This window comes from Pseudomonas pseudonitroreducens (genome assembly GCF_021603645.1).
In the GTDB taxonomy this organism is placed as follows: Bacteria; Pseudomonadota; Gammaproteobacteria; order Pseudomonadales; family Pseudomonadaceae; genus Pseudomonas; species Pseudomonas pseudonitroreducens.
The window spans coordinates 273883-298973 of the sequence record NZ_BQHJ01000004.1 but is presented as its reverse complement, the minus strand read 5'-3'; the positions used below and the strand labels follow the sequence as shown (position 1 = coordinate 298973).

General features: G+C 67.1%; 20 protein-coding genes. 8 read left to right on the top strand and 12 right to left on the bottom strand.

Going from position 1 to position 25091, the window contains the following annotated elements; translation table 11 throughout:
- Positions 1 to 30 precede the first annotated feature (30 nt).
- A complete protein-coding gene (gene ptrR, locus L6D89_RS11910) occupies positions 31 to 909 on the bottom strand; it encodes a putrescine utilization regulator PtrR (RefSeq protein ID WP_236199823.1) in 879 nt (292 codons plus the stop codon).
- Positions 910 to 1053: 144 nt separating this feature from the next.
- Between ptrR and L6D89_RS11905 the strand changes: the two genes are divergently transcribed.
- Positions 1054 to 2439 carry an NAD-dependent succinate-semialdehyde dehydrogenase gene (locus L6D89_RS11905; RefSeq protein WP_236175812.1) on the top strand — a complete coding sequence of 462 codons (1386 nt, stop codon included), beginning with the start codon at positions 1054 to 1056 and terminating at the stop codon, positions 2437 to 2439.
- A 420-nt stretch (positions 2440 to 2859) separates the two neighbouring features.
- Here the strand turns inward: L6D89_RS11905 and L6D89_RS11900 are convergent, their stop codons facing one another.
- The 5 genes from L6D89_RS11900 to L6D89_RS11880 form a co-directional block, all read right to left on the bottom strand.
- Positions 2860 to 3387 (bottom strand): DUF3828 domain-containing protein, encoded by a 528-nt coding sequence (locus L6D89_RS11900; protein WP_236199822.1) that lies wholly within the window; start codon positions 3385 to 3387, stop codon positions 2860 to 2862.
- 63 nt (positions 3388 to 3450) lie between these two features.
- On the bottom strand, positions 3451 to 4767 hold the full coding sequence (gene qhpG / locus L6D89_RS11895) for a flavin-dependent monooxygenase QhpG (RefSeq protein WP_236199821.1): 1317 nt from the start codon (positions 4765 to 4767) through the stop codon (positions 3451 to 3453).
- Between the two features lie 178 nt (positions 4768 to 4945).
- Positions 4946 to 5617, bottom strand: coding sequence for a subtilisin-like serine protease QhpE (gene qhpE / locus L6D89_RS11890; protein ID WP_236199820.1), 672 nt, complete (start codon positions 5615 to 5617; stop codon positions 4946 to 4948).
- Positions 5607 to 7334, bottom strand: coding sequence for an ABC transporter ATP-binding protein (locus tag L6D89_RS11885; protein WP_236199819.1), 1728 nt, complete (start codon positions 7332 to 7334; stop codon positions 5607 to 5609). Before L6D89_RS11885 ends, qhpE begins: the two co-directional genes overlap by 11 nt.
- The gene (locus tag L6D89_RS11880) at positions 7334 to 9232 is read right to left on the bottom strand and encodes a sigma-54-dependent Fis family transcriptional regulator (protein WP_236199818.1); all 1899 of its coding nucleotides are present in this window, start codon (positions 9230 to 9232) and stop codon (positions 7334 to 7336) included. Before L6D89_RS11880 ends, L6D89_RS11885 begins: the two co-directional genes overlap by 1 nt.
- A 261-nt stretch (positions 9233 to 9493) precedes the next feature.
- Between L6D89_RS11880 and L6D89_RS11875 the strand changes: the two genes are divergently transcribed.
- The 7 genes from L6D89_RS11875 (at position 9494) to L6D89_RS11845 (ending at position 18918) form a co-directional block, all read left to right on the top strand.
- Positions 9494 to 9898, top strand: a complete 405-nt coding sequence (locus L6D89_RS11875) for a MerR family transcriptional regulator (RefSeq protein ID WP_236199817.1) — start codon at positions 9494 to 9496, stop codon at positions 9896 to 9898.
- 56 nt (positions 9899 to 9954) lie between these two features.
- Positions 9955 to 11118 carry an isovaleryl-CoA dehydrogenase gene (locus L6D89_RS11870; RefSeq protein ID WP_236199816.1) on the top strand — a complete coding sequence of 388 codons (1164 nt, stop codon included), beginning with the start codon at positions 9955 to 9957 and terminating at the stop codon, positions 11116 to 11118.
- A gap of 83 nt (positions 11119 to 11201) precedes the next feature.
- Positions 11202 to 12809 carry a carboxyl transferase domain-containing protein gene (locus L6D89_RS11865; RefSeq protein WP_236199815.1) on the top strand — a complete coding sequence of 536 codons (1608 nt, stop codon included), beginning with the start codon at positions 11202 to 11204 and terminating at the stop codon, positions 12807 to 12809.
- A gap of 88 nt (positions 12810 to 12897) precedes the next feature.
- Positions 12898 to 13695 carry a gamma-carboxygeranoyl-CoA hydratase gene (locus L6D89_RS11860; protein WP_236199814.1) on the top strand — a complete coding sequence of 266 codons (798 nt, stop codon included), beginning with the start codon at positions 12898 to 12900 and terminating at the stop codon, positions 13693 to 13695.
- Entirely contained in the window at positions 13695 to 15656 is a 1962-nt protein-coding gene (locus tag L6D89_RS11855; protein WP_236199813.1) for an acetyl/propionyl/methylcrotonyl-CoA carboxylase subunit alpha, read from the top strand. Before L6D89_RS11860 ends, L6D89_RS11855 begins: the two co-directional genes overlap by 1 nt.
- Positions 15657 to 15888: 232 nt before the next feature.
- Positions 15889 to 16791: a hydroxymethylglutaryl-CoA lyase gene (locus tag L6D89_RS11850; protein WP_236199812.1), complete on the top strand. Its 903-nt coding sequence runs from the start codon at positions 15889 to 15891 to the stop codon at positions 16789 to 16791.
- A 174-nt stretch (positions 16792 to 16965) separates the two neighbouring features.
- Positions 16966 to 18918 carry an acetoacetate--CoA ligase gene (locus L6D89_RS11845; protein ID WP_236199811.1) on the top strand — a complete coding sequence of 651 codons (1953 nt, stop codon included), beginning with the start codon at positions 16966 to 16968 and terminating at the stop codon, positions 18916 to 18918.
- A 48-nt stretch (positions 18919 to 18966) separates the two neighbouring features.
- On the opposite strand, the gene pcaC is transcribed toward L6D89_RS11845, so the two are convergent.
- The 6 genes from pcaC to L6D89_RS11815 form a co-directional block, all read right to left on the bottom strand.
- Positions 18967 to 19362 carry a 4-carboxymuconolactone decarboxylase gene (gene pcaC, locus L6D89_RS11840; protein ID WP_236199810.1) on the bottom strand — a complete coding sequence of 132 codons (396 nt, stop codon included), beginning with the start codon at positions 19360 to 19362 and terminating at the stop codon, positions 18967 to 18969.
- A 122-nt stretch (positions 19363 to 19484) separates the two neighbouring features.
- Positions 19485 to 20273 carry a 3-oxoadipate enol-lactonase gene (pcaD, locus tag L6D89_RS11835; protein ID WP_236199809.1) on the bottom strand — a complete coding sequence of 263 codons (789 nt, stop codon included), beginning with the start codon at positions 20271 to 20273 and terminating at the stop codon, positions 19485 to 19487.
- Positions 20274 to 20282: 9 nt separating this feature from the next.
- Positions 20283 to 21653 (bottom strand): 3-carboxy-cis,cis-muconate cycloisomerase, encoded by a 1371-nt coding sequence (locus tag L6D89_RS11830; protein ID WP_276574797.1) that lies wholly within the window; start codon positions 21651 to 21653, stop codon positions 20283 to 20285.
- Between the two features lie 271 nt (positions 21654 to 21924).
- Positions 21925 to 23130, bottom strand: a complete 1206-nt coding sequence (gene pcaF, locus L6D89_RS11825; protein WP_236199808.1) for a 3-oxoadipyl-CoA thiolase — start codon at positions 23128 to 23130, stop codon at positions 21925 to 21927.
- Positions 23127 to 23909, bottom strand: coding sequence for a CoA-transferase subunit beta (locus tag L6D89_RS11820; protein WP_236199807.1), 783 nt, complete (start codon positions 23907 to 23909; stop codon positions 23127 to 23129). The genes pcaF and L6D89_RS11820 overlap by 4 nt, the downstream gene beginning before the upstream one ends.
- Positions 23909 to 24757 (bottom strand): CoA transferase subunit A, encoded by an 849-nt coding sequence (locus L6D89_RS11815; protein WP_236199806.1) that lies wholly within the window; start codon positions 24755 to 24757, stop codon positions 23909 to 23911. Before L6D89_RS11815 ends, L6D89_RS11820 begins: the two co-directional genes overlap by 1 nt.
- Between the last annotated feature and the right edge of the window lie 334 nt (positions 24758 to 25091).

Genomic DNA, 25091 nt, shown 5'->3' with positions numbered 1-25091 from the left:
TGGCGCAACAGCGTGCGCAAAGCCCCGCGCTCAGGCCACCTCAGCCTCGGCCAGGGGCGCGTCCAGTAGTCCGATAAATGCCCGCAGCGCCGGCGTATCGGTGCCGCGCCGCCAGAACAGCCAGGTCGTCGCGTCGGCATGCTGCGGCGCCAGCCGGTGGATGGCCACGTTACGACCGCCGGCCAGGCTGTCGAACATCGCCCGCGGGATGATCGCCACGCCACCGCCCGCCGCGATGCAGGCGAGCATGCCGTGGTAGGACTCCATCTCCATGATCTTGCCCGGCACCACGCGGTGCTCGGCGAACCAGCCTTCCAGGCGCTTGCGGTAGGAGCAGGTATCGCGGAAGGCGAACACCGTCTCCCCCGCCACGTCCCGCGCATCGTGCACCGGCGCATGGTGCCGGGCGCTCATCAGCACCAGCTCCTCGTGGTACACCGGCTTGCCGTCCAGTTGCGGGTGATTGGCCGGACCGTCGGCGAAGGCGGCGATGAAGCGCCCGGAGAGCACCCCGTCGATCATCTCGCCCGAGGGGCCGGTGGAAAGATCCAGCTGCACCTTCGGGCACTGCTGGTGATAGCGCGCCAGCATCTCCGGGATGCGCACCGCTGCCGTGCTTTCCATCGAGCCCAGGGAAAAACCGCCATGGGGCTCGGCACCCACCGCCACCTGCCTGGCCTCTTCCACCAGATCGAGGATGCGCTCGGCGTACTCGAGGAAGCTGCGACCCGTCGGCGACAGGCGCAGGCGCAGCTTCTCGCGGATAAACAATTCGGTGCCCAGCTCGGCCTCCAGTTGCTTGATCCGCGTAGTCAGGTTCGACGGCACGCGATGCAGACGGGCGGCGGCGGCGGTGATGCTGCCTTCGTTGGCGACGGCGCGGACGATTTCCAGTTGGGTGAGATCCATGATTCTCTCCGAGAGAAAGAGTCTTTCTTGATTATTCATTTTACATGAATGGTTGCGCATCTTAATTTCTGCGCCATCCCGGAGCTACTCGCCCGGACGAACGACCGGCCTTGCGGCCCCTCAACAGAACAAGCAGGACTCACCATGAACCAGATTGCCGCCATCCCCGCTGCCATCTCCCGCAGCCCCGCCACCGGCCAGGAACTGGCCCGCTACACCTTCGAAGACGCCGCCCAGCTGGAAACCTCGCTGGCCCGCACCGATGCCGCGTTCCGCCAATGGCGCGACACCAGCATCGCCGAACGTGTCGCCGTGCTGCGCAAGATGGCCGAAGTACTGCGCGCCAACGTCGAGCCGATGGCCCGCATGGAAGCCCAGGAAATGGGCATGCCGGTCACCCAGGCGCGGGGCGAAATCAACAAGTGCGCCAACCTCTGCGAGTGGTACGCCGACAACGGCCCGGCCATGCTCGAAGACGAGAAGACCAGCATCGAGGGCGCGTACATCTCCTACCTGCCGCTGGGCCCGGTGCTGGCCGTGATGCCGTGGAACTTCCCCACCTGGCAGGTCATGCGCGGCGCGGTGAGCATCATCCTCGGCGGCAACACCTACGTGCTCAAGCACGCGCCGAACGTCATGGGTTGCGCCTATCAGCTGCGCGACGCCTGGCTGCAGGCCGGCCTGCCGGAAGGCGTGTTCGAGGTACTGAACGTCGAGCCGCCGCTGGTTTCCAAGGCCATCGCCGATGACCGCATCGCTTCCATCGCCGTGACCGGCAGTGTCGGCGCAGGCGCCGCCATCGCCTCCCAGGCCGGTGCCGCGCTGAAGAAGTGCGTGCTGGAGCTGGGCGGTTCCGACGCCTTCATCGTGCTCGCCGACGCCGACCTCGACGCCGCCGTGAAAGCCGCTGTCGCCAGCCGCTTCGGCAACTGCGGCCAGGTGTGCATCGCCGCCAAGCGCATGATCCTCGAAGAATCCATCGCCCCGGCCTTCACCGAGAAGCTGCTGGCTGCGGTCAAGGCACTGAAGATCGGCGACCCGCTGGCGGACGACACCTTCGTCGGCCCGATGGCCCGCTTCGACCTGCGCGACGAGCTGGACGGCCAGGTGCAACAGGCCATCGCCGACGGCGCGACCCTGCTGCTGGGCGGCCACAAGCTCGACGGCGAAGGCAACTACTACGCGCCGACCGTGCTGGCCAACGTGCAGCCGGGCAACACCGCGTTCAAGAAGGAAATCTTCGGACCGGTCGCTTCGCTGATCGTCGCCCGCGACGCCGAGCACGCCCTGGAGCTGGCCAACGACAGCGAGTTCGGCCTCTCCGGCGCGATCTGGACTGCCGACAAGGCCAAGGCCCAGCACATGGCCCGTCGCCTGGTCAGCGGTGGCGTGTTCATCAACGGCTTCTCCGCTTCCGATCCCCGCGTACCGATCGGCGGCGTGAAGAAGAGCGGTTTCGGCCGCGAGCTGTCGCACTTCGGCCTGCGCGAATTCACCAACCCGCAGACCGTGTGGATCGACCGCAAGTAAGCCACGCCAGTCAAAAAGCCCCCTCTACCGCCTGGCGGTAGAGGGGGCTTTGTGTTTGCAGGTGGACGGTTGATGTGCCGTGCGGTTCGCGAGCAAGCTCGCTCCTACAGGGGGGGGCGCCGGCGTGTTTCTTGTAGGAGCGAGCTTGCTCGCGAACCCACCGGGATGTCAGCGCGATATCAGGGCTTGGCCGCGCCGCTCTTCTGAACGTAGGGCGCATGACCTGGAACAGGTTATGCGCCCTACAGGCTTCGGCCTGCGCGAGTTCACCACCCCGCAGACCGTGGGGATCGACCGCAAGTAAGCCAGTGCTCGCGTAGGAGCGGACTCCGTCCGCGATGGTGTCCGGCGCGATGCAGACCTATCGCGGACGAAGTCCGCTCCTACGCTCCTGCCAACAACGATCCGAGCCCTGCGATATCAGGGCTTGGCCGCATCCTTCTTCAAGCGCAGGAGTTCCTGTGTGCTATGCCGCAGGTTCTCCGCCAGGCTGCCCTGCTCATTGAAGCAGTCTTCGACCAGCCAGCCCCCGGCCGTGCGATGCAACAGCAGGCCAAGATCGCGGTCCTCTCCGGTCAGTGCGTCCTTGAGCACCACCCGGGCCTTCAGGCGTTCGTCGTCCACCGCGGCAAAATCCAGCGACTTCACCTTGATATCGCCCCAGTCCTGGCAATCGCACAGCGGGTCCCCACCGAGGTAGCCCAGCTCGCCTCCGGCGGCGTCCTGGTCGGCTTTCATCAGGGCGATCAGCGAGGCATCGTAGACGTCCTCTTCCTTCAGCGTCTTGTTCGGCACGCCCGGGCCGTCCGGCGAATAGCTGGCGTACAGCTGGCGCAGGAAGCGTTCCGCGCTGGCGGCATCGGTCGCCGACGTCGAAGCCGCGAGCGAAGTATCGAAGAGCGTCAGCAGGATCAGCGACAGGGCAAAGGCGGATCGCAGGAAGGCCATGGGATTCTCCATCGGGCAGCCGTGCATCATCGCCCAGCGCAGCCTCGAAAATCCGTGAAGTGGTTAAAGCTGCGGCCGATAGCCCTGAGACAGCAGCCAGCCCTGGAAGGCCCGGCGACGCTCCGGCGGCAAGTCCGCCAGCACCTGGCCCTCGGGCTCCGTGCGTAGCCGCCGCAGCCAGGGCGCCAGCTCCAGGCCATCCAGATGCCAGATGCCCAGCGGCTGGTCGGCGCTGACCACCACCTCCGCCTCGTCGACGAACTCGCCCTTCAGCACGGGCGCTCGTTCGATGCGCAGGCTGGCGAAGTCCGTCGGCACATGGCTCGGCTGCTCGTCCGGCCAGGCGCGGCGCGCTTGCCAGAACGGCTGGTCGGTCCATTGATTTTCGCTGGCATAGAAGTCGCGGCCGACACGGGCAAAGCGCAGGAACAGTTGCTCGACCCGTTGCTGGTGGAAGCGCCGGGCCAACTCCGCGCGCTCCGGCGCACGCAGCAAGGTGTTGATCACCAGCGGCGCCTGCAACGCCGACGACAGCGACTGGAAGATGCCATTGCCGGACAACGGGTCCACCGCCATCGCCGCATCGCCCACGCGAATCCAGGTGTCGCCACAGGCTTCCAGGCAGAGGATCGCCGTGCTGCTGCGGGCGTGCAGGTCCAGTTCACGCTCCTCGGCATCCCCGAAGAATTGCCGGACCAGCTGCGACGTGGCGCGGCGCTCGCGGCAGTAGGCGAGCAACTGCTCGCGCGGCGGCAACTGGCTGCTGGCGACGTCCAGGGTCAGTTGCCAGTAGCAGCGCCCATCCTCCAGCCGCGCCATCCACGCCCAGCCATCGGCCAGGCTTTCCACCGCCGTCGCCAGCGGGCCGGGCTCGCCCTGCCAGCGGTTGAGCAGGCTGAGGGTTTCCGGGCCGCGCCGGGCTTTCATGCCCTTCTGGTTCAGCGGCGCCTGCCGCCCCCGGGCTTCGACCAGAAAAGTACCCTGCACTTCCCGGCCATTGTCGAGTTTCACGCGCCAGCCGGGGCCTTCTTCCGCCACCGCCAGCACCTGGGCTTCGACCAATTCGACGCCGGCTTCTTTCAGGTCCTCGCGCAGTCCCACATCGAAGCGCGGGCGGTCGAGGATGCATTCGATGTTCTGCGCGCTTTCCACGCCGTTCCAGCGCACGCGACGCTGTGACGGTGGCGCGGCGCATTCCAGTGCGTGCTTCAAGCCGGAATTGCGCAGGCCTTCGAGCACACGCTGGGAGACGCCTTCGACGGCGGCAAAGCGACGCCACTCGCTGATCACGGTGACGGCATGGCCGAGACGGCGCAGGCCAAGCGCGACGGTGGCTCCGGCGGGGCCGGCGCCGAGGATCAGAATCGGGAGCTCGCTCATGCTACGGAGGCCCTCACCCTAGCCCTCTCCCAGAGGGAGAGGGGGCTGATCGGCGTGCATGGGAGTTTCTGCGCACATAGAAGGCCGCGGGAAAGTCTGCGTAGTGAACGCTTGCAGAGGACGGCTCCCTCTCCCTCCGGGAGAGGGTTGGGGTGAGGGGCAAAAACTCGACCATGACTCACAAACTCACCTTCCGCTCGATCCCCCGAAAAACCGCCCGCTCGCGCATCACCTCAATGATCTGCACATTCGAAAGCTCCGACCGCTCCGCAAGCAGCGCCGCCAGATGGCCGCTGAAGGCTGCACACCCCAGGCTCGCCCCGGAACGCCCGGCCACCTTCACCGCCGCACCGAAATCCGCCTGCGGGCTATCCAGCCAGGACCACTCTTTTTCACCGCAGCGCGCATCACCCGTCACTCGAATTACACCGGGATAGCCCGCAGGGAACACCGACTCGCCCCGCGCCGGGCTAGACGCGCAAACGATCACGCCCGTCTCCACCAATTCCGCCACCGCATCACGCAGGATCGGCCGGTCCTGGCGCACGCCCAGGCTCAGGTTGATCACCCGCACCCCCTGCTCGCCGAGCCAGTGCAGTGCGGCGGCGATCTGCAACGGGCTGGTTACACCGCGCTCATCGAAGACCTGGGCGACAGACAGACGGACACTCGGCGCATGGGAAAGAATGGCTTCGCAGACAGCGCTTCCGTGGCCAAGGGCATCCACCAGGGGCTCGCCCTCGGCATGGCCGGTGTCGGTGAGGAAGAAACGTCGCGCAGCGCTCACGCTCGCTGAATGCGACTCGGCAAAACCACTGTCGACCACCCCAACCCGCAGCTCAGGCTTCATGTCGCTGCACCGGCTGCGCTTCGCGCACGCGCATCCGCCCTTCCTGCAGCTCCAGATGCAGGTCGGCTGCCGCCAGTGTCGACGTACGGTGACTGATCAAAAGCCGCGTGCGCCCGGCGAACAAGCGGTCGATGGCAGCAATCACCTCGCGCTCGGTGCTCTCGTCCACCTGCGAAGTGGCCTCGTCCAGCACCAGGATCAGCGGGTCCTGCAACAGCGCGCGGGCGATGGCGATGCGTTGTTTCTGCCCACCGGAAAGCTGCTGGCCGCGCTCGCCCAGCGGGCTGTCGAGGCCCTCGGGCAGGCTGGCGATCAGGCTGTCCAGCTGCGCCGCGCGGGCGGCCCTGTCGATGGCTTCGCGGCTCGACTCGGGTGCGCTATAGGCCAGGTTGTCGGCCAGGCTGCCGCGGAACAGCACGATATCCTGGCTGACCACCGCTACACGCCGGCGCAGGGCGTGCAGGTCGAGTTCGCGCAGGTCCACGCCGTCCAGCAGGATGCTGCCCTCGTCGGGGTCGTAGAAGCGTTGCAACAGATCGATCAGGGTACTTTTGCCGACGCCGGACGGGCCGCTCAGTGCGACCTTGAGACCGGCGGGAATCACCGCTTGCACAGCCTGCAGCACCGGCTGCGCACGGCCCGGCCAGGCGTAGTACAGGTTGTCCAGGCGCAGCTCGCCGACCGACGGCATCGGCCGGGGCGCAGCGGGTGAAACGATGGTTGCCTCTTCGCCGCGCAGTTCCATCACCCGACCAAGGCTGACCGTCATGCGCTGCAGCGCGACGTACAGGCCGAGCAGGCTCTGCACCGGCCCGATGGCCATGCCCAGATAGGTGGAAAAGGCGATCAGCGAGCCCAGCTGCCAGGTGCCCTGCACTACCCAGTAACCGCCGACCAGGAAGGCACAGGCGCGGGACAGTGACATCAGCGTGCCGGGCACTGCCTGGGTGAAGAATTCGGTCAGCTGCAGGCGCAGCAACTGGCCGAGGTAGCCCTGCCCCAGCCCTTCCAGGCGCCCGGATTCGCGGGACTGCTGGCCGGCGGACTGAATGAACTTCATCGCCGGCAGCGTCTCGACGAAGAATGACGAGAGGTCTGCCGAACGCTCGCGCAGGCCGCGCGCCTCGCGCTCCACCTTGCGCCGCATCCAGCGCAGCCAGAGCACGTCCAGCGGGATCAGCAGCGCCACCAGCAGCGAGAGTTTCCACGACAGCGTAAGCAGCAGCACCAACGCGCCGACCAGGCCGATCACGCTGGAAACGGCAGAGAACAGCGAATCCACGGCGAAGCGCTGGATCTCGGCGACATCGCCGTCGAGCCGGGACATCAGGTCGCCGATGCGTCGGCGGCCGAAGAAGCTCGGCGACAGGGTCTGCAAGTGACGGTACAGCGCGTCACGCAGGGAAAACAGGATGCGCCCGGACAGGCGCGTGTGCAGGTAGCGGTTCAGGCCGGACAGCGCCGTGCCGACCAGGCCGACGACGATCATCGCGCCGGCCACCATCACCAGCACCGGGAAGTCCTTCGCCAGCAGGCCGTCGTCGATCAGCGTCTTGGTCAACCAGGGTTGCGCGAGCACCAGGATCGAGGCGCAGAACGACAACCCGAGCAGCCCGGCAATGGCCGCCTTGTGCGGCCGCACGAAACCGTACAGCCAGCGCAGCGAGGCCTTGAGCGCCTGCGGGTCGTCGCTCTCGATAAGGCGGGTAACGAACATCAGCCCACCTTGAGTTGCTTGAGCTTGCGGTACAGCGTGGCGCGACTGATTCCCAGCGCGTCGGCAGCAGCGGAGACGTTGCCCTGGTGGCGCTCCAGCGCCTGGCGGATCAGCTCCAGTTCGTTCTCGCGGATGCTGCCGCTCTGCGGGCGCTCGCCAGCGGCGAGTTCGTCCAGGGTGCTGTCGGGCAGGTGATCGAGGCACAGCTCGTCCTCGCCATCCTCACGCATCGCCAGCGCCGTGCGCAGGACCATCTCCAGCTGGCGGATGTTCCCTGGCCAGTGATACTCGCTCAGCAGCCCGAGCAACTCGGCGGAAAGCTTCACCCTGGGCGCGCCCAGGCGGATCAGCAGGCTGCTGGCGAGTTCGGCGAGATCGTCGCGCTCGCGCAGCGCCGGCAGCTTCACGCTGATGCCGTTGACGCGGTAGTAGAGGTCTTCGCGGAAGTGTTTTTCCTCCACCAGCCGCTTGAGGTCGCGGTGGGTGGCGCAGATCAGCGCGACGTCGATGTCCTGCTCCTCGCCGGCACCCAGCGGTGCCACCTTGCGCTCCTGCAGCACACGCAACAGGCGCGCCTGCAGCGCCAGCGGCATGTCGCCGATCTCGTCGAGGAACAGCGTGCCGCCGTGAGCCTGCTGCAGCCGACCGACCATGCCGCCACGGCGCGAGCCGGTGAAGGCGCCGTCGCGGTAACCAAACAGTTCGGATTCGATCAGGCCTTCGGGAATCGCCGCGCAGTTCACCGCAACGAAGGGCTTGTCGCTGCGCGCGCTGGCTTGGTGCAGGGCACGGGCGACCACCTCCTTACCGCTGCCGGTCTCCCCCAGCAGCAACACGGGCAGTTCGTTCACCAACCCCTGGCGCGCCATGCGCAGGGCACGGGCGTAGCGTGGATGGCTGCCGGCCAGGGCTTCGAGTTCGGGACCGGCGGCCGGGCGCGGGGCGCGGGCGCTGACCGGCACCGCGTGGCTGCGCAGCGGCGCCTGCAGCGTCTTGTAGAACAGCTCGCCCTTGGGCGTCTGCAGGCTGCCGACGCCGCCCTGGTAGAGGCGGCCGAGCAGCTGGTCGCCGCGCAGGCCGAGGAAGTCTTCGCTGCGCCGGCCCACCAGGCTTTCGCGGTGGGCGCCGAGTAGCTGGCAGGCCTGGCTGCTGACGGCCAGCACCTTGCCGTCCAGCCCCAGCGCCAGCAGGCCCTGCCAGGCGGAATCCAGGTACTGGCGACGGTAATGGAAGGCGATCACCACCTGCCCCGGATGGCTGACGGCGAACAGCCGCGCCTCGATCTGGAACACCGCGAGGCTGAGCAGCGAAAGGCTTTCGCGCGGGCCGGAGAGCGGCCCTTCGCGAGTCATGTCGAGCACGCCGAGCAGCGTGCCCTGCGGCCCTTCGATGGGCACTGAGGTGCAGGAGAAACGGCTCAGGCGATCGAGGAAGTGTTCGCCGCAGTCGATCTGTGTGGCGCGCTTTTCCACCAGCGCGGTGCCCAGGGCGTTGGTGCCACGCGAGGCCTCGCTCCAGCAGGCGCCCTGGACGATATCGGCCAGGCCCTTGCTCTGCATGCGCTCGCGCGCGCCTTCGACGGACAGGATGGTGGCGTCGGCGTTGGCCAGGATGATCACGCCATCGTGACCCTGGCGCTGGTGCAGATAATCGAGTTCGGGGGTGGCGGCGTCGAGCAGCAGGCGATTGCCGGCCAGCAGCACGTCAGGTTTGACCCGCGTCTCGAGGCCGTGTTCGGTGCCGCTGGCGCAGTCCAGGCCGTGACCGAGGCTGCGCCGCCAGGAGGCGTCGATTTCCTCGCGGAGCACGCCGCTGGGGACCTCGCCTTCCTGTTGCAGGCGTTCACGGGCCAAGTGGGCTTCACGCAGCAGGTCGCCGCTTATTGTTCTTGTAGTCATGCATCGCTCCGGTAGGTTCCGTGCACCTTTTCAGGGAGATAGGGGCGCGGAACTCGCAGGCTGGTCAGGGCTGTGTACACCCGCAGACAGCGTCAGTAAAGGGGAAGCCCTCGGTAGGAAGGTTCGCAGGCAAGCACGAGGCAATTCCCGCGCCACTCCCCCGTGCATCTCCCCTTTCGCGTCGCCTCCGCGTTGTGTTGACAGTGACTCAAGGCAGGTTTACGTTAACGTAAAGGTAAACGACCGAGCAAGAACATTCCCATGCCCACGACCTACACCATCTCCGAGCTGGCCCGCGAACTGGACGTCACCACCCGCGCCATTCGCTTCTACGAGGAACAGGGGATGCTCAGCCCCGAGCGCCGTGGCCAGGAGCGCATCTACAGCGCCAAGGACCTGGTGGCCCTGAAGCTGATCCTGCGCGGCAAGCGCATCGGCTTCTCGCTGGCCGAGTGCAAGGAGCTGATCGACCTCTACGATCCCAGCAGCGGCAACACCAAGCAGCTGCAGACCTTCCTCGACAAGATCACCGCGCGCCGCGCGCAGCTGGAACAGCAACTGCTCGACATCGAGCAGATGAAACTGGAACTGGACACGGCCGAGGAGCGCTGCCTGGCGGCCATGGCCGAGACCGACAAACCCCGCAAGCAGCGCGCCACGAGCTGATCTCGCCGCCCTGCCCGCTCTCTCATCCGATTACAAATACAAGTACAGGTGATTCCATGAGCTACCCCTCCCTCAACTTCGGCCTCGGCGAAACCATCGACATGCTGCGCGAGCAGGTGCAGGGCTTCGTCGCCAGCGAACTCGCCCCGCGCGCCGCGCAGATCGATGCGGACAACCTGTTCCCCATGGACATGTGGAAGAAGTTCGGCGACATGGGCCTGCTCGGCATCACCGTCGCGGAGGAGTACGGCGGCGCCAACATGGGCTACCTGGCCCACGTCATCGCCATCGAGGAGATCAGCCGCGGCTCGGCGTCGGTCGGCCTGTCCTACGGCGCGCACTCCAACCTGTGCGTCAACCAGATCAAGCGCAACGGCAATGCCGAGCAGAAGGCCAAGTACCTGCCCAAGCTGATCAGCGGCGAGCACATCGGCGCCCTGGCCATGAGCGAGCCCAACGCCGGCTCCGACGTGGTATCGATGAAGCTGCGCGCCGAGAAGCGCGGCGACCGTTTCGTGCTGAACGGCAGCAAGACTTGGATCACCAACGGCCCGGACGCCAACACCTATGTGATCTACGCCAAGACCGAGCCGGAAAAAGGCGCCCACGGCATCACCGCATTCATCGTCGAGCGCGACTGGAAAGGCTTCAGCCGTGGCAGCAAGTTCGACAAGCTGGGCATGCGCGGCTCGAACACCTGCGAGCTGTTCTTCGATGACGTGGAAGTGCCGGAAGAGAACGTGCTGGGCGCGGTCAACGGCGGCGTGAAGGTGCTGATGAGCGGCCTGGACTACGAGCGTGTGGTCCTCGCCGGCGGCCCGATCGGCATCATGCAGGCCTGCATGGACGTGATCGTCCCCTATATCCACGACCGCAAGCAGTTCGGCCAGAGCATCGGCGAGTTCCAGCTGATCCAGGGCAAGGTCGCCGACATGTACACCCAGCTCAACGCCAGCCGCGCCTACCTGTACGCGGTGGCCCAGGCCTGCGACCGTGGCGAGACCACCCGCAAGGACGCCGCCGGGGTGATCCTCTACACCGCCGAACGCGCGACCCAGATGGCCCTGGACGCCATCCAGATTCTCGGCGGCAACGGCTACATCAACGAGTTCCCCACCGGCCGCCTGCTGCGCGACGCCAAGCTCTACGAGATCGGCGCCGGCACCAGCGAAATCCGCCGCATGCTGATCGGCCGCGAGCTGTTCAACGAAACGAAATAACAGCGGCTACAGGCGGCAGGCCATAGGCTCCAGGCCTGCCTGCCGCCTGCAGCATGAAGCCTGCAGCTCGGACGGAGTCCGCCATGACCATCCTCGGCACCCAACTCAACACCCGTTCCCCGGAATACGCCGCCAACGCCGCGACCATGCTGGAGAACGTCCAGGACCTGCGCACCGTCCTCGGCCGCGTCCATGAAGGCGGCGGCGCCGCCGCCCAGGCCAAGCACACCGCGCGCGGCAAGCTCTTGGTGCGCGAACGCATCAACCGCCTGCTCGACGCCGGCTCGCCCTTCCTCGAAGTCTCCGCCCTCGCCGCCCATGACGTGTACGGCGAAGACGTCGCCGCCGCCGGCGTGGTTGCCGGCATCGGCCGGGTGGAAGGCGTCGAATGCATGATCGTCGGCAACGACGCCACGGTAAAAGGCGGCAGCTACTACCCGCTGACCGTGAAGAAGCACCTGCGCGCCCAGACCATCGCCCAGCAGAACCGCCTGCCGTGCATCTACCTGGTGGATTCGGGCGGCGCCAACCTGCCGCGCCAGGACGAGGTGTTCCCCGACCGCGAGCACTTCGGCCGGATCTTCTTCAACCAGGCCAACATGAGCGCCCAGGGCATCCCGCAGATCGCCGTGGTGATGGGCTCCTGCACCGCCGGCGGCGCCTACGTGCCGGCGATGAGCGACGAGACCATCATGGTACGCAACCAGGCCACCATCTTCCTCGCTGGCCCGCCGCTGGTGAAGGCCGCCACCGGTGAAGTGGTGAGCGCCGAGGACCTCGGCGGCGCCGACGTGCACTGCAAGACTTCCGGCGTCGCCGATCACTACGCCGAGGACGACGAGCACGCGCTGGCCATCGCCCGCCGCTGCATCGCCAACCTCAACTGGAGCAAGCAGGGCAAGCTCAACACCCGCGCCCCGCGCGCCCCGCTGTACGCCAGCGACGAGCTGTACGGCGTGATCCCGGTGGACAGCAAGCAGCCCTTCGACGTGCGCGAGATCATCGCGCGGCTGGTCGACGGCAGCGAATTCGACGAGTTCAAGGCGCTGTTCGGCACCACCCTGGTGTGCGGCTTCGCCCACCTGCACGGCTACCCGGTAGCGATCCTCGCCAACAACGGCATCCTCTTCGCCGAAGCCGCGCAGAAAGGCGCGCACTTCATCGAACTGGCCTGCCAGCGCGGCATCCCGCTGGTGTTCCTGCAGAACATCACCGGCTTCATGGTCGGCCAGAAGTACGAGGCCGGCGGCATCGCCAAGCACGGCGCCAAGCTGGTCACCGCGGTGGCCTGCGCCCAGGTGCCGAAGTTCACCGTGATCATCGGCGGCAGCTTCGGCGCTGGTAACTACGGCATGTGCGGCCGCGCCTACGACCCGCGCTTCCTGTGGATGTGGCCCAACGCGCGGATCGGCGTGATGGGCGGCGAACAGGCCGCCGGCGTGCTGGCCCAGGTCAAGCGCGAGCAGACCGAACGCGCCGGCAACGCGCTGTCCGCCGAAGACGAAGCGAAGATCAAGGCGCCGATCCTCGAACAGTACGAGCGCCAGGGTCACCCATACTACTCCAGCGCGCGCCTGTGGGACGACGGCGTGATCGACCCGGCGCAGACCCGCGACGTGCTCGGCCTCGCCCTCTCAGCCTCGCTCAACGCGCCTGTCGAAGCGACCCGCTTCGGCGTATTCAGGATGTAAGCGGCGGCAGGCAGCAGGCTTCAGGCGGCAGGCAAGAGAGTTCTCGCCTGCAGCTTGTGGCCTGCAGCCTGCGGCCCAGGAGTCCCTAATGACTACTTTCGAAAACATTGAGCTCGATATCGACCCGCGCGGCGTCGCCAGCCTGTGGCTGAACCGCCCGGAGAAGAACAACGCCTTCAACGCCCGGACCATCGCCGAGCTGATCCAGGCACTGGACGCCGTGGCCAACGATGAGCGCGTACGCCTGCTGGTACTGCGTGGACGCGGCAAGCACTTCTGCGGCGGCGCGGACCTGGCGTGGATGCAGGAATCGGTGAAGCTGGACTACCAGGGCAATCTGAACGACGCCCAGCAACTGGCCGAGCTGCTCTACAACCTGCACCAGCTGAGCAAGCCGACCCTCGCCATCGTCCAGGGCGCGGCCTTCGGCGGTGGCGTCGGCCTGACCGCCTGCTGCGATATGGTGCTGGCCGCCGAGGACGCGCAGTTCTGCCTGTCGGAAGTGCGCATCGGGCTGATCCCGGCCACCATCGGCCCCTTCGTCACCAAGGCCATCGGCCAGCGCGCCGCGACTCGCTACGCCATGACCGCCGAGCGCTTCAGCGGCATCCGTGCCCGCGAGCTGGGCCTGGTCGATGAACACTATCCGGCTGCCGAACTGGACGATGAGGCCGAAGCCTGGATCGCCAACCTGCTGAACAACAGCCCGGCGGCCCTGGTCGCCTGCAAGGCGCTGTTCCACGAAATCGGCGCCGGCGAACTCACTCCCGAACGCCGCCGCTACACCGAAGCCGCCATCGCCCGCATCCGCATCAGCCCCGAGGGGCAGGAAGGCCTGCGCGCCTTCCTGGAGAAACGCAAACCGGCCTGGCAGGAGCAAGTCTGATGAAGAAGATCGATACCCTGCTGGTGGCCAACCGCGGCGAAATCGCCTGCCGCGTGATGCGCACCGCCAAGGCCCTGGGCCTGACCACCGTGGCCGTGCACAGCGCCACCGACCGCAACGCCCGCCACGTCGAAGAGGCGGACATCGCCATCGACCTGGGCGGCGCCAAGCCCGCTGAAAGCTACCTGCGCGCCGACGCTGTGCTGGCCGCCGCGAAAGCTGCCGGCGCCCAGGCCATCCACCCCGGCTACGGCTTCCTCTCGGAGAACGCCGGCTTCGCCCGCGCCTGCGAAGAGGCCGGGCTGGTGTTCCTTGGTCCGCCGGCCAGCGCCATCGACGCCATGGGCAGCAAGTCCGCGGCCAAGGCCCTGATGGAAACCGCCGGCGTACCGCTGGTGCCCGGCTACCATGGCGAGGCTCAGGACTACGCCACCTTCCAGCGCGAAGCGCAGCGCATCGGCTACCCGGTGCTGCTCAAGGCCGCTGCCGGCGGTGGCGGCAAGGGCATGAAAGTGGTCGAGCGCGAGGCCGAACTGGCCGAGGCGCTGGAATCCGCCCAGCGTGAAGCGCAGTCCGGTTTCGGCGACTCGCGCATGCTGGTGGAGAAGTACCTGACCAAGCCGCGCCACGTGGAAATCCAGGTGTTTGCCGACCAGCACGGCCACTGCCTGTACCTCAACGAGCGCGATTGCTCGATCCAGCGTCGCCACCAGAAAGTCGTCGAGGAAGCGCCGGCTCCGGGCCTCTCCGCCGAACTGCGCGCCGCCATGGGCGAGTCCGCTGTACGCGCAGCCCAGGCCATCGGCTACGTCGGTGCCGGCACCGTCGAATTCCTCTACGACGAAGGCAGCGGCCAGTTCTTCTTCATGGAAATGAACACCCGCCTGCAGGTCGAGCACCCGGTCACCGAAGCCATCACCGGCCTCGACCTGGTCGCCTGGCAGATCCGCGTCGCCCGTGGCGAGCCGCTGCCGATCACCCAGGAACAGGTGCCGCTGAACGGCCACGCCATCGAAGTGCGCCTCTACGCCGAAGACCCTGAAGGCGGCTTCCTGCCGGCCAGCGGTCACCTCGCGCTGTACCGCGAACCCGCCGCCGGCCCCGGCCGCCGGACCGACAGCGGCATCCGCGAGGGTGACGACATCTCGCCGTTCTACGACCCGATGCTGGCCAAGCTGATCGCCTGGGGCGAGAACCGCGAGGAAGCGCGTCAGCGCCTGCTGTCGATGCTGGCGGAAACCGCGGTTGGCGGCTTCAAGACCAACCTGGCCTTCCTGCGCCGCGTACTGGCCCACCCGGCCTTCGCCGACGGCGAACTGGATACCGGCTTCATCGCCCGCTACCAGGATGCCCTGCTGCCCGCTCCGACCGCCCTGCCCGAGCGCTTCTGGCAACTGGCCGGCGAAGCCTGGGTACAGAGCGAAGCCGCCCGCGTGCGTGGCGACGACGCCCACTCGCCGTGGTCCGCCCAGAGCGGTTGGCGCAGCGGCCTGCCAGGCGAAACCGACCTGCACCTGCTGGCCAAGGGTGAATCGCAAGTAGTGCGCCTGCGCCATGCCGATGGGCAGCGCATCGCCCAGCTCGATGGCCAGTGGCTGGATGTGAAGGACGGCGAACTGCGCCGCCGCCACCAGGTGATCCGCCGCGGCGACAGCCTCTACCTGGAGTGGAACGGCGAGCTGGTGGCCGTGCAGCGTTTCGACGCCATCGCCGAGGCCGAAGCCGCCCACTCGCACCAGGGCGGCCTGGGCGCGCCGATGAACGGCAGCATCGTGCGCATTCTGGTGGAACCCGGCCAGAGCGTCGAAGCCGGCGCCGCGCTGGTGGTGCTCGAAGCGATGAAAATGGAACACAGCATTCGCGCGCCGCACGCCGGCGTGGTGAAATCGCTGTATTGCAGCGAAGGCGAACTGGTGTCGGAAGGCACGGCGCTGGTCGAACTGGAAGAAGCGCCGGCCTGACGCCGGCTTTGTAGGGCGCAATACGCGCCAGCGTTATCCGCCGCGAGGCAACGGCGGATAACGCGTTCCCTTTATGCGCCCTACTTGGCTGAAGCCATCGCTTGGCTCTTCGTAGGAGCGAGCTTGCTCGCGAACCCGCTTCACTCCGATAACCCAGGGTGCAACGCGTTCGCGAGCAAGCTCGCTCCTACAGGTAGAGCCGCCATTCGCCTGAATCCAACGAGGACAAGTCATGACCCTGCCCCAATCCGTCCGTTTGGTCGAAGTCGGCCCGCGCGACGGCCTGCAGAACGAGAAGCAACCCATCGCCGTGGCCGACAAGGTTCGCCTGGTCGATGACCTCACCGCCGCCGGCCTCGGCTACATCGAAGTCGGCAGCTTCGTCTCGCCCAAGTGGGTGCCGCAGATGGCCGGCTCGGCGGAAGTCTTCGCCGGTATCCAGCAGAAGGCCGGCGTCACCTACGCCGCCCTGGCGCCGAACCTGAAGGGCTTCGAGGCCGCTCTGGAATCCCGGGTGAAGGAAGTCGCGGTATTCGCCGCCGCCTCCGAAGCCTTCTCGCAGAAGAACATCAACTGCTCGATCAAGGAGAGCCTGGAGCGCTTCGTCCCGGTGATGGAAGCGGCGCGCCAGCATGGCGTGCGCGTGCGCGGCTACGTCTCCTGCGTGCTCGGCTGCCCCTACCAGGGCGAGGTCGACGCAGCGCAGGTGGCAGCCGTCGCCGAGGAACTGCACGCCATGGGCTGCTACGAAGTCTCGCTGGGCGACACCATCGGCGTCGGCACCGCCGGCGCCACCCGGCACATGTTCGAAGTCGTCGGCCAACGCGTACCGCGCGCGCAACTGGCCGGGCACTTCCACGACACCTACGGCCAGGCCACGGCGAACATCTACGCCAGCCTGCTGGAAGGCATCGCGGTGTTCGACAGCTCGGTCGCCGGCCTCGGCGGCTGCCCCTACGCCAAGGGCGCCACCGGCAACGTCGCCACCGAAGACGTGCTCTACCTGCTCAACGGCCTGGGCATCCACACCGGCATCGACCTGGACAAGCTGATCGACGCCGGCGCGCGCATCTGCGCCGTGCTCGACAAGCCCAACGGCTCGCGGGTGGCCAAGGCGCAGTTGTCCAAACGCTAAGGCGCCTGCCTGAACCTGTAGGAGCGAGCTTGCTCGCGAACAAACCCCGCTGCGGGCACGGTTCACGAGCAAGGACTAGGCGTCCCCTCGCTCCTACAAAAGCCTTCCTCGTCTCCTACATCTCGGCGTCCCGTGCCACACTGGTTCGAAAGAAAAACCGGACGGACGCCCAAGATGACCCCATTGTGGACCCCCTCCCCCGAACGCATCGCCGCCACCCGCATGGACGCCTTCCGCCGCAAGGTGGCGCAGCAGCACGGGCTCGACCTGCCCGACTATGCTGCCCTGCACGCCTGGAGCATCGCCGAGCGCGAGGCCTTCTGGCTGGCGATCGTCGACAGCTTCGCCGTGCAATTCCACGAGGCGCCCACGGCGGTCCTCGAGGAAGGCCCGGAAATGCCCGACGCGCGCTGGTTCCCCGGCGCCACCCTGAACTTCGCCGAGCACCTGCTGCGCCGCCGCGACCATCAGCCGGCGCTGGTCGCCATCAGCGAGGACGAACGCCGCGAGGTGCTCAGCCACGCCGAACTGGCGGCCCAGGTCGCCGGCCTGCAACGCGCGCTGCGTGAAGCCGGGGTGGGCGTCGGCGACCGCGTCGCGGCCTTCATGCCCAACACCTGGCAGACGGTGGTCGGCATGCTCGCCACCAGCAGCCTCGGCGCCACCTGGTCGAGTTGCTCGCCGGACTTCGGCACCCAGGGCGTGATCGATCGCTTCGGCCAGATCGAACCCAAGGTGCTGATCGCCTGCGCCGGCTACCGCTACGCCGGCAAGCTGCTGGACCTGACCGCCAAGCTCAACGAAATCCTTGCCCAGCTGCCAAGCCTGGAACAGTTGCTGATCGTGCCCTACGCCAATGGCCACGCTCGCCGCAGCGACTTCCAGACACAAGCGCACGTCAGCCTCTGGCAGGACTTCTTCCGCAGCGGCGGCGAGCCCGTGTTCACCCCGGTGCCTTTCGACCACCCGCTGTACATTCTCTATTCCTCCGGCACCACCGGCGTGCCCAAGTGCATCGTCCACGGCGCCGGCGGTGTATTGCTGCAGCACCTCAAGGAACATGGCCTGCACGTCGACCTGGGCCAGGACGACACGCTGTTCTACTACACCACCTGCGGCTGGATGATGTGGAACTGGCTGGTCTCGGGCCTGGCCGTCGGCGCCACGCTGGTGCTCTACGACGGCTCGCCCTTCCACCCCGGCCCGGAACGGCTGATGGACCTGATCGACGCCGAGCGCATCAGCGTCTTCGGTACCAGCGCCAAGTACATTGCTGCGCTGGAGAAGGCCAATGTGCGGCCGCGCCTGACCCACTCGCTGGAGCGCCTGAAGGCGCTCCTCTCCACCGGCTCACCGCTGGCCCATGAAAGCTTCGACTACATCTACCGCGATGTGAAAGCCGACCTCTGCCTGTCGTCGATTTCCGGCGGCACCGACATCGTCTCCTGCTTCGCCCTGGGCAATCCGACCGCGCCGGTGTGGCGCGGCGAGCTGCAATGCAAAGGGCTGGGCATGGCCGTGGAAGTCTGGGGCGAGGCCGGCAAGCCGGTGCGCGGCGAGAAAGGCGAACTGGTCTGCGTGCGGCACTTCCCGTCGATTCCGGTGGGCTTCTGGAACGACGAGAACAACGAGAAATTCCTCGACGCCTACTTCGCCACCTTCCCCGGCGTCTGGGCCCACGGTGACTATGCCGAAGAGACCGAACACGGCGGCCTGGTGATCCACGGTCGCTCGGATGCCGTGCTCAACCCCGGCGGCGTGCGCATCGGCACGGCGGAAATCTACCGCCAGGTGGAAAAGATCGAGCAGGTGCTGGAATCCATCGCCATCGGCCAGGACTGGCAGGGCGACGTGCGCGTGGTGCTGTTCGTGCGCCTGCGCGACGGCGTTGCTCTCGATGAAACGCTGCAGGAACGCATCCGCCAGACCATCCGCAGCAACACCACCCCGCGCCATGTACCGGCGAAGATCCTCGCGGTGACCGACATCCCCCGCACTATCAGCGGCAAGATCGTCGAACTGGCCGTGCGCAACGTGGTGCATGGGCAACCGGTGAAGAACACCGACGCACTGGCCAACCCGCAGGCGCTGGAGCTGTTCAGGGATCGGAAGGAGCTGGAGAGCTGAGCCAGTGATTGGGTAGAGGCACAGCATGGGTATCGAAGCCGCGACGGGTTACTGCTCCAGCGACTCGATGCCCAGCTCGTCCCACACCGCTTCGGCGAGGTGGAAGGTGGCGTTGGCGGCGGGGATGCCACAGTAGATTGCGCTCTGCAGCAGCACTTCCTTGATCTCCTCGCGGGTCACGCCGTTGTTGCGCGCGGCGCGCAGGTGCAGCTTGAGCTCGCCCTCGCGGTTCATGCCGATCAGCATGGCGATGGTGATCAGGCTGCGGGTGTGGCGCGGCAGGCCTGGGCGGGTCCAGATATCACCCCAGGCGTGGCGGGTGATCATTTCCTGGAATTCTTCATTGAAGTCCGTGCGCTTCTCCAGACTGCGGTCGACATGGGCATCGCCCAGCACCGCGCGGCGGACCTGCATGCCGGCTTCGTAACGTTCTTTCTCGTCCATCTCAAACTCCAAATCGGAACCTTGTAGGACCGAGGGGGGCGCCTAGCCTTTGCTCGCGAACAATCTCCGCTGCGAAGGCCCAGGTTCGCGAGCAGGCTCGCTCCTACGAAAAGCAAAAACCGTTATGCGCGCAGGAAGGAAAGCACACGCTGGCTGAAGGCATCGCCGGCCTGCACGTTGGACAGGTGCGCAGCGCGGAACTCCACCAGCTCGGCAGCGGGAATGCGTGCCTGCAGGAAGCGCCCGTCCTCGGTGGTGGTCACCGGGTCGGCGGCGCCGCAGACCACCAGGGTCGGCGCGCTGATGGCGCCGATCTCGCCACGGAAATCGGCGTCGCGCACGGCGGCGCAGTTGGCCGCGTAACCTTCCGGCGAGGTTTGCGCCAGCATGCCGACAATGGCCTCGACCTTGCCCGGCTCGGCCGTGGCAAAGTCAGCGGTGAACCAGCGCGAAATCGACGCATCGCGCAGGTTGCGCATCGCCTCGGCACCGCCGCTAAGCACGCTGTCGATGCGCGGATTCCAGACCTCTGGTGTGCCGATCTTGGCGGCGGTGTTGCACAGCACCAGCCGCTCGATGCGTTCCGGCGCATGGACGCCCAGCCACTGGCCGATCAGGCCACCCATGGACAGGCCGCAGAAGTGCGCGCGCGGAATGTCCAGTGCGTCCAGCAGCGCCAGCACATCGCGGCCGTTCTGCTCGATGCTGTAGGGGCCAGGCGTGACCAGCGAGGCGCCGTGGCCACGGGTGTCATAGCGCAACACGCGGAAGTGTTCGGCGAAGGTCGCGAGCTGCGCGTCCCACATGTGCAGGTCGGTACCCAGGGAGTTGGACAGCACCAGCACCGGCGCGTCAGCCGGGCCTTCCAGTTGATAGTTGAGGTCGCCATCGGCGAGACGTACGGCAGGCATGCAAGGCTCCTATCGGGATTCTTTGCGCAAGGAAAGTGCTTGGTGTTCGGCCAGCGCGCGTTCGACCCAGCAGCGCGCCTGGCCCAGGTAATGGGCCGGATCGAGCAGGCGATCCAGCTCATCGGCATTCAATTGTTCGGCAACCTCGGCATTGGCGCCGAGCACGGTGCGCAGGTGCGCATCCTCCTTCACCGCCTGCTTGCAGCATTGCTCCACCAGGTGGTGGGCGGCATCGCGGCCGATGCGCTGGGCCAGGGCGATACTCACGGCTTCGGCGAGCACCAGGCCGCGGGTGAGGTCGAGGTTCGTCAGCATGCGCTCGGCGTCGACTTCCAGACCCGGCACCAGAAGCAGCGCCTGTTGCAGGGCACCCGAGACGAGGCAACACAACTCCGGCAGGCTCTCCCATTCGGCGTGCCACAGGCCGAGGCTGCGTTCGTGTTCCTGCGGCATGGCCGAGAATAGCGTCGAGACCAATCCCGGCGCGCGGGTGGCCGCGCCGATCAGCACGGCAGCGCCCACCGGATTGCGCTTGTGCGGCATGGTGGACGAACCACCCTTGCCCGGCGCGGATGGCTCGAAGACTTCGCCGGCCTCGGTCTGCATCAGCAGGCTGAGGTCGCGACCGAGCTTGCCGAGGCTGCCGGCGATCAGGCCGAGCAGGCTGGCGAACTCCACCAGGCGGTCGCGCTGGGTATGCCAGGGCTGCTCGGGCAATTGCAGGTGCAGTTCCTCAGCCAGCGCTTCGGCCACGGCAAAGCCCTGTTCGCCCAACGCGGCGAGGCTGCCGGAGGCGCCGCCGAACTGCAGGCACAGCAGGCGTGGCTTGAGTTCGTTCAGACGCTGGCGATGGCGGCTGATCGCCCCCAGCCAGCCGGCGATCTTCATGCCAAGGGTGACCGGCGTGGCGTGCTGCAGCCAGGTACGGCCAACCATGGGCGTGCCGGCGTGGGCCTGTGCTTGAACGGCGAGTGCGCCGGCCAGTTGGGCAAGGTCGCTTTCCAGCAGCTCGATGGCGGCGCGCAGTTGCAGGACCAGACCGGAGTCCATGGCGTCCTGGCTGGTGGCGCCCAGGTGCACATGGCGTTCGGCTTCGGCATCCTCGGCGGCGATGCGCTTGCCCAGCGCCTTCACCAGCGGGATGGCGGAGTTGCCGGCGCTGCAGATGGCCTGGGCCAGTGCAGCGAAGTCGTAGAGCTCGGCGCGACAGGCAGCGGCGATGGGCGCCACGGCGCTCTCCGGGATCACGCCCACGCGAGCCTCGGCACGGGCCAGTGCGGCCTCGAAGTCGAGCATGCCCTGCACCCGGCCGTGGTCGCTGAAGATGGCGCGCATGGCAGGCTGGGTGAAGTAGGCGTCGAACAGAAGATTGGTGCTCACGGGTTGGCTCCGGAGATCAGCGGGCGTGGTCGGGACAGTATGATCGCAGAGCAGGAGTCTGTAGCAGACTCCCATTTGCTGCGCGCGAGGACGTCGGTTTGCGTAGGGCGAATAACGCGCCAGCGTTATCCGCCGAACAGGAACCGGCGGATAACCTGTTCCAGGTTATTCGCCCTACGCGGCTGTAGGAGCGAGCTTGCTCGCGAACCCGGCCCCGCAACGGGGTTTGCTCGCGAGCAAGGACCAGGCGTCTCCCTCGATCCTGCAAGTGCTAAACGCGCTCGACGACCAGCGCCACACCCTGCCCTACGCCCACGCACATGGTGCACAGGCCCAGCTTGCCGCCGGACTTCTGCAGCTGATGCACCGCCGTCAGCACCAGACGCGCACCACTGGCCCCCAGCGGATGCCCAAGGGCGATGGCGCCGCCGTTGGGGTTCACTCGTGCATCGTCATCGGCGATGCCGAGATCACGAGTGACTGCCAGGCCCTGTGCAGCAAAGGCTTCGTTCAGCTCGATGACATCGAACTGCTCCATCGACAGGTTCAGGCGCTCCAGCAGCTTGCGCACCGCCGGCACCGGGCCGATGCCCATTACCCGCGGGGCAACGCCGGCGCTGGCCATGCCGAGCACTTTTGCGCGCGGGGTGAGGCCATGTTTCTTCACCGCTTCGGCGCTGGCGAGGATCAGTGCCACGGCACCGTCGTTGACGCCCGAGGCGTTGCCGGCGGTAACGGTCTTGCCTTCACCGTTGACCGGCTTGAGCTTGGCCAGCGCTTCCAGCGTGGTATCCGGGCGCGGGTGTTCGTCGCTGTCGACGACGGTCTCGCCCTTGCGGCCCTTGATCACCACCGGGACGATTTCCTCGGCGAAGTAGCCGCTGGCCTGGGCAACGCCGGCACGCTGCTGGCTGCGCAGGGAAAAGGCGTCCTGGTCGGCGCGGTTGACCTTGTAGTCGTCGGCCACGTTGTCGGCGGTCTGCGGCATGGCATCCACGCCGTACTGTGCCTTCATCAGCGGGTTGATGAAGCGCCAGCCGATGGTGGTGTCCTCGATCTTCTGCCCGCGACCGAAGGCGCTGTCGGCCTTGCCCATCACGTAGGGCGCGCGGGACATGGACTCGACGCCGCCGGCGATGACCAGCTCGGCCTCGCCGCTGGCGATGGCGCGGAAGGCGGTGCCCACCGCGTCCAGGCCCGAGGCGCAGAGGCGGTTGAGGGTCACGCCCGGCACGCTCTCCGGCAGGCCGGCGAGCAGCAGCGCCATGCGCGCGACGTTGCGGTTGTCCTCGCCGGCCTGGTTGGCGCAGCCGAGGTACACCTCGTCCAGCGTGGCCCAGTCGACCTGAGGATTGCGCTCCACCAGCGCCTTCACCGGCACGGCGGCAAGGTCGTCGGCGCGCACGCCGGCCAGCGCACCGCCGAAGCGGCCGATGGGCGTGCGCACGGCATCGCAGATGAAGACGTCGCGGCTCATTCCTCACCTCCCAGTTGGCCGTGGGCGGCGGCGGTGCGAGCTTCCAGGGCGCGCAGGGCTTCGAGTTCGACGTCGGTCGGGGCGACGGTTTCCTTCACCTCTTCGGCGAAGCGGATCGCCCAGCCGGTGTTCTCGACCACCTGCTCGCGGCTCACGCCCGGGTGCAGCGAGGTGACGATGAATTCGTTGCTGCCGGCTTCCGGTTCCATGATGCACAGGTCGGTGATGATCGCCACCGGACCCTTGCCGGGCAGGCCGAGTTGCTGGCGATGGTCGCCGCCTTCGCCGAAGCCGACCGAGGTGACGAAGGCCAGCTTGTCGACGAAGGTGCGGTGTGATTGCTTGAGGATGATCAGCACCTCCTTGGCCGAACCGGCGATCTCCGGCGCGCCGCCGGCGCCGGGCAGGCGCACCTTCGGCTTGTGGTAGTCGCCGATGACGGTGGTGTTGATGTTGCCGAAGCGATCGACCTGGGCCGCGCCGAGGAAGCCGACGTCGATACGCCCGCCCTGCAGCCAGTAGCGGAAGATCTCGCCGGTGGGCACCACGGTGTCGGCGGTCTCGGCCAGCTCGCCGTCGCCGATGGACAACGGCAGCACGCTGGGCTTGGCGCCGATGGGGCCGGATTCGTAGATCAGGACCACGTCAGGGGATGCAGTCAGGCGCGCGAGGTTGGCGGCCTTGGACGGCAGGCCGATGCCGACGAAGCAGACGGCGCCGTTGTTCAGGCGGCGGGCGGCGGCCACGGTCATCATTTCATTGGTGCTGTAGGCGCTCATTACTTGGCCTCCGCGAGTTTGGCTTTGAACTCAGCAAAATCCTTGGTGCCGCGGATGTAGCCGTCGATCCAGGCGTTGAAGGTGTCGCGGTCGCGGGCGATCGGGTCCCAGGCCTGGTAGAAGCGGTTGTCACGCTCGGAGTAGCCGTGGGCGTAGGACGGATGCGAGCCGCCGGGCACCAGGCAGACGGCGGACAGCGCCCAGGTCGGCAGCACGCAGGAGTTCATCGGCGCGTTCAGGTCGTCGACGACTTCTTCCACGGTGACGATGCAGCGCTTGGCGGCCAGCGCGGCCTCCTTCTGCACGCCGAGAATGCCCCACAGCAGCACGTTGCCCTTGCGGTCGGCCTTCTGCGCGTGGATCACGGTCACGTCCGGGCGTACCGACGGTACGGCGGCCAGTTGCTCGCCGGTAAACGGGCACTCGATGAACTTGATGTTCGGGTTGACCTTCGGCAGGTCGGAGCCGGCGTAGGCGCGCAACACGGCGAACGGCAGGCCCGAGGCACCGGCAACGTAGGAGTTGGCCAGGTCGGCGTGGCTGTGCTCGTCGATCTCCAGCTCGCGCGGCCAGCCCTTCTCCACCGCATCACGCAGGCGGTGCAGCGAACCGACGCCAGGGTTGCCGCCCCAGGAGAAGGTCAGCTTGCGCACGCAGCCGGCGCCGATCAGCAGGTCATAGACCAGGTCGGGCGTCATGCGCACCAGGTGCAGGTCTTTCTTGCCCTGGCGGATCAGCTCGTGGGAAGCGGCGGTCGGAATCAGGTGGGTGAAGCCTTCGAGGGCGACGGTATCGCCGTCGTTGACGAAGCGCTCGACCGCTTCGCGGAGAGTCAGGAGTTCAGCCATGGTCGGTCTCGTTGTAGGGGGTGGTGCGGGTGGGAAAAAGGTACCGCCGGGGGAATGGTCAAACAATGCGATAATCGACTATTGGTGCGAATATCGAACACTTCTCTTAGGGGGCTAACGGACGTCATATCGCTCGGCCGTCAACGTTCGTGTGCCCACTCGAAGGCAGGTGCAGCGACGAAACGATCGCGGACGAAGTCCGCTCCTACGCTCCTGGCGAGAAAGGCTCCGGGGGCGTAGGAGCGGACTCCGTCCGCGATTGCTCCCCGGCCACACCAAGGTCAGCAGCGAGCTGGGTAGGATGGGTGGAGCGCAGCGATACCCATGCTGCCGG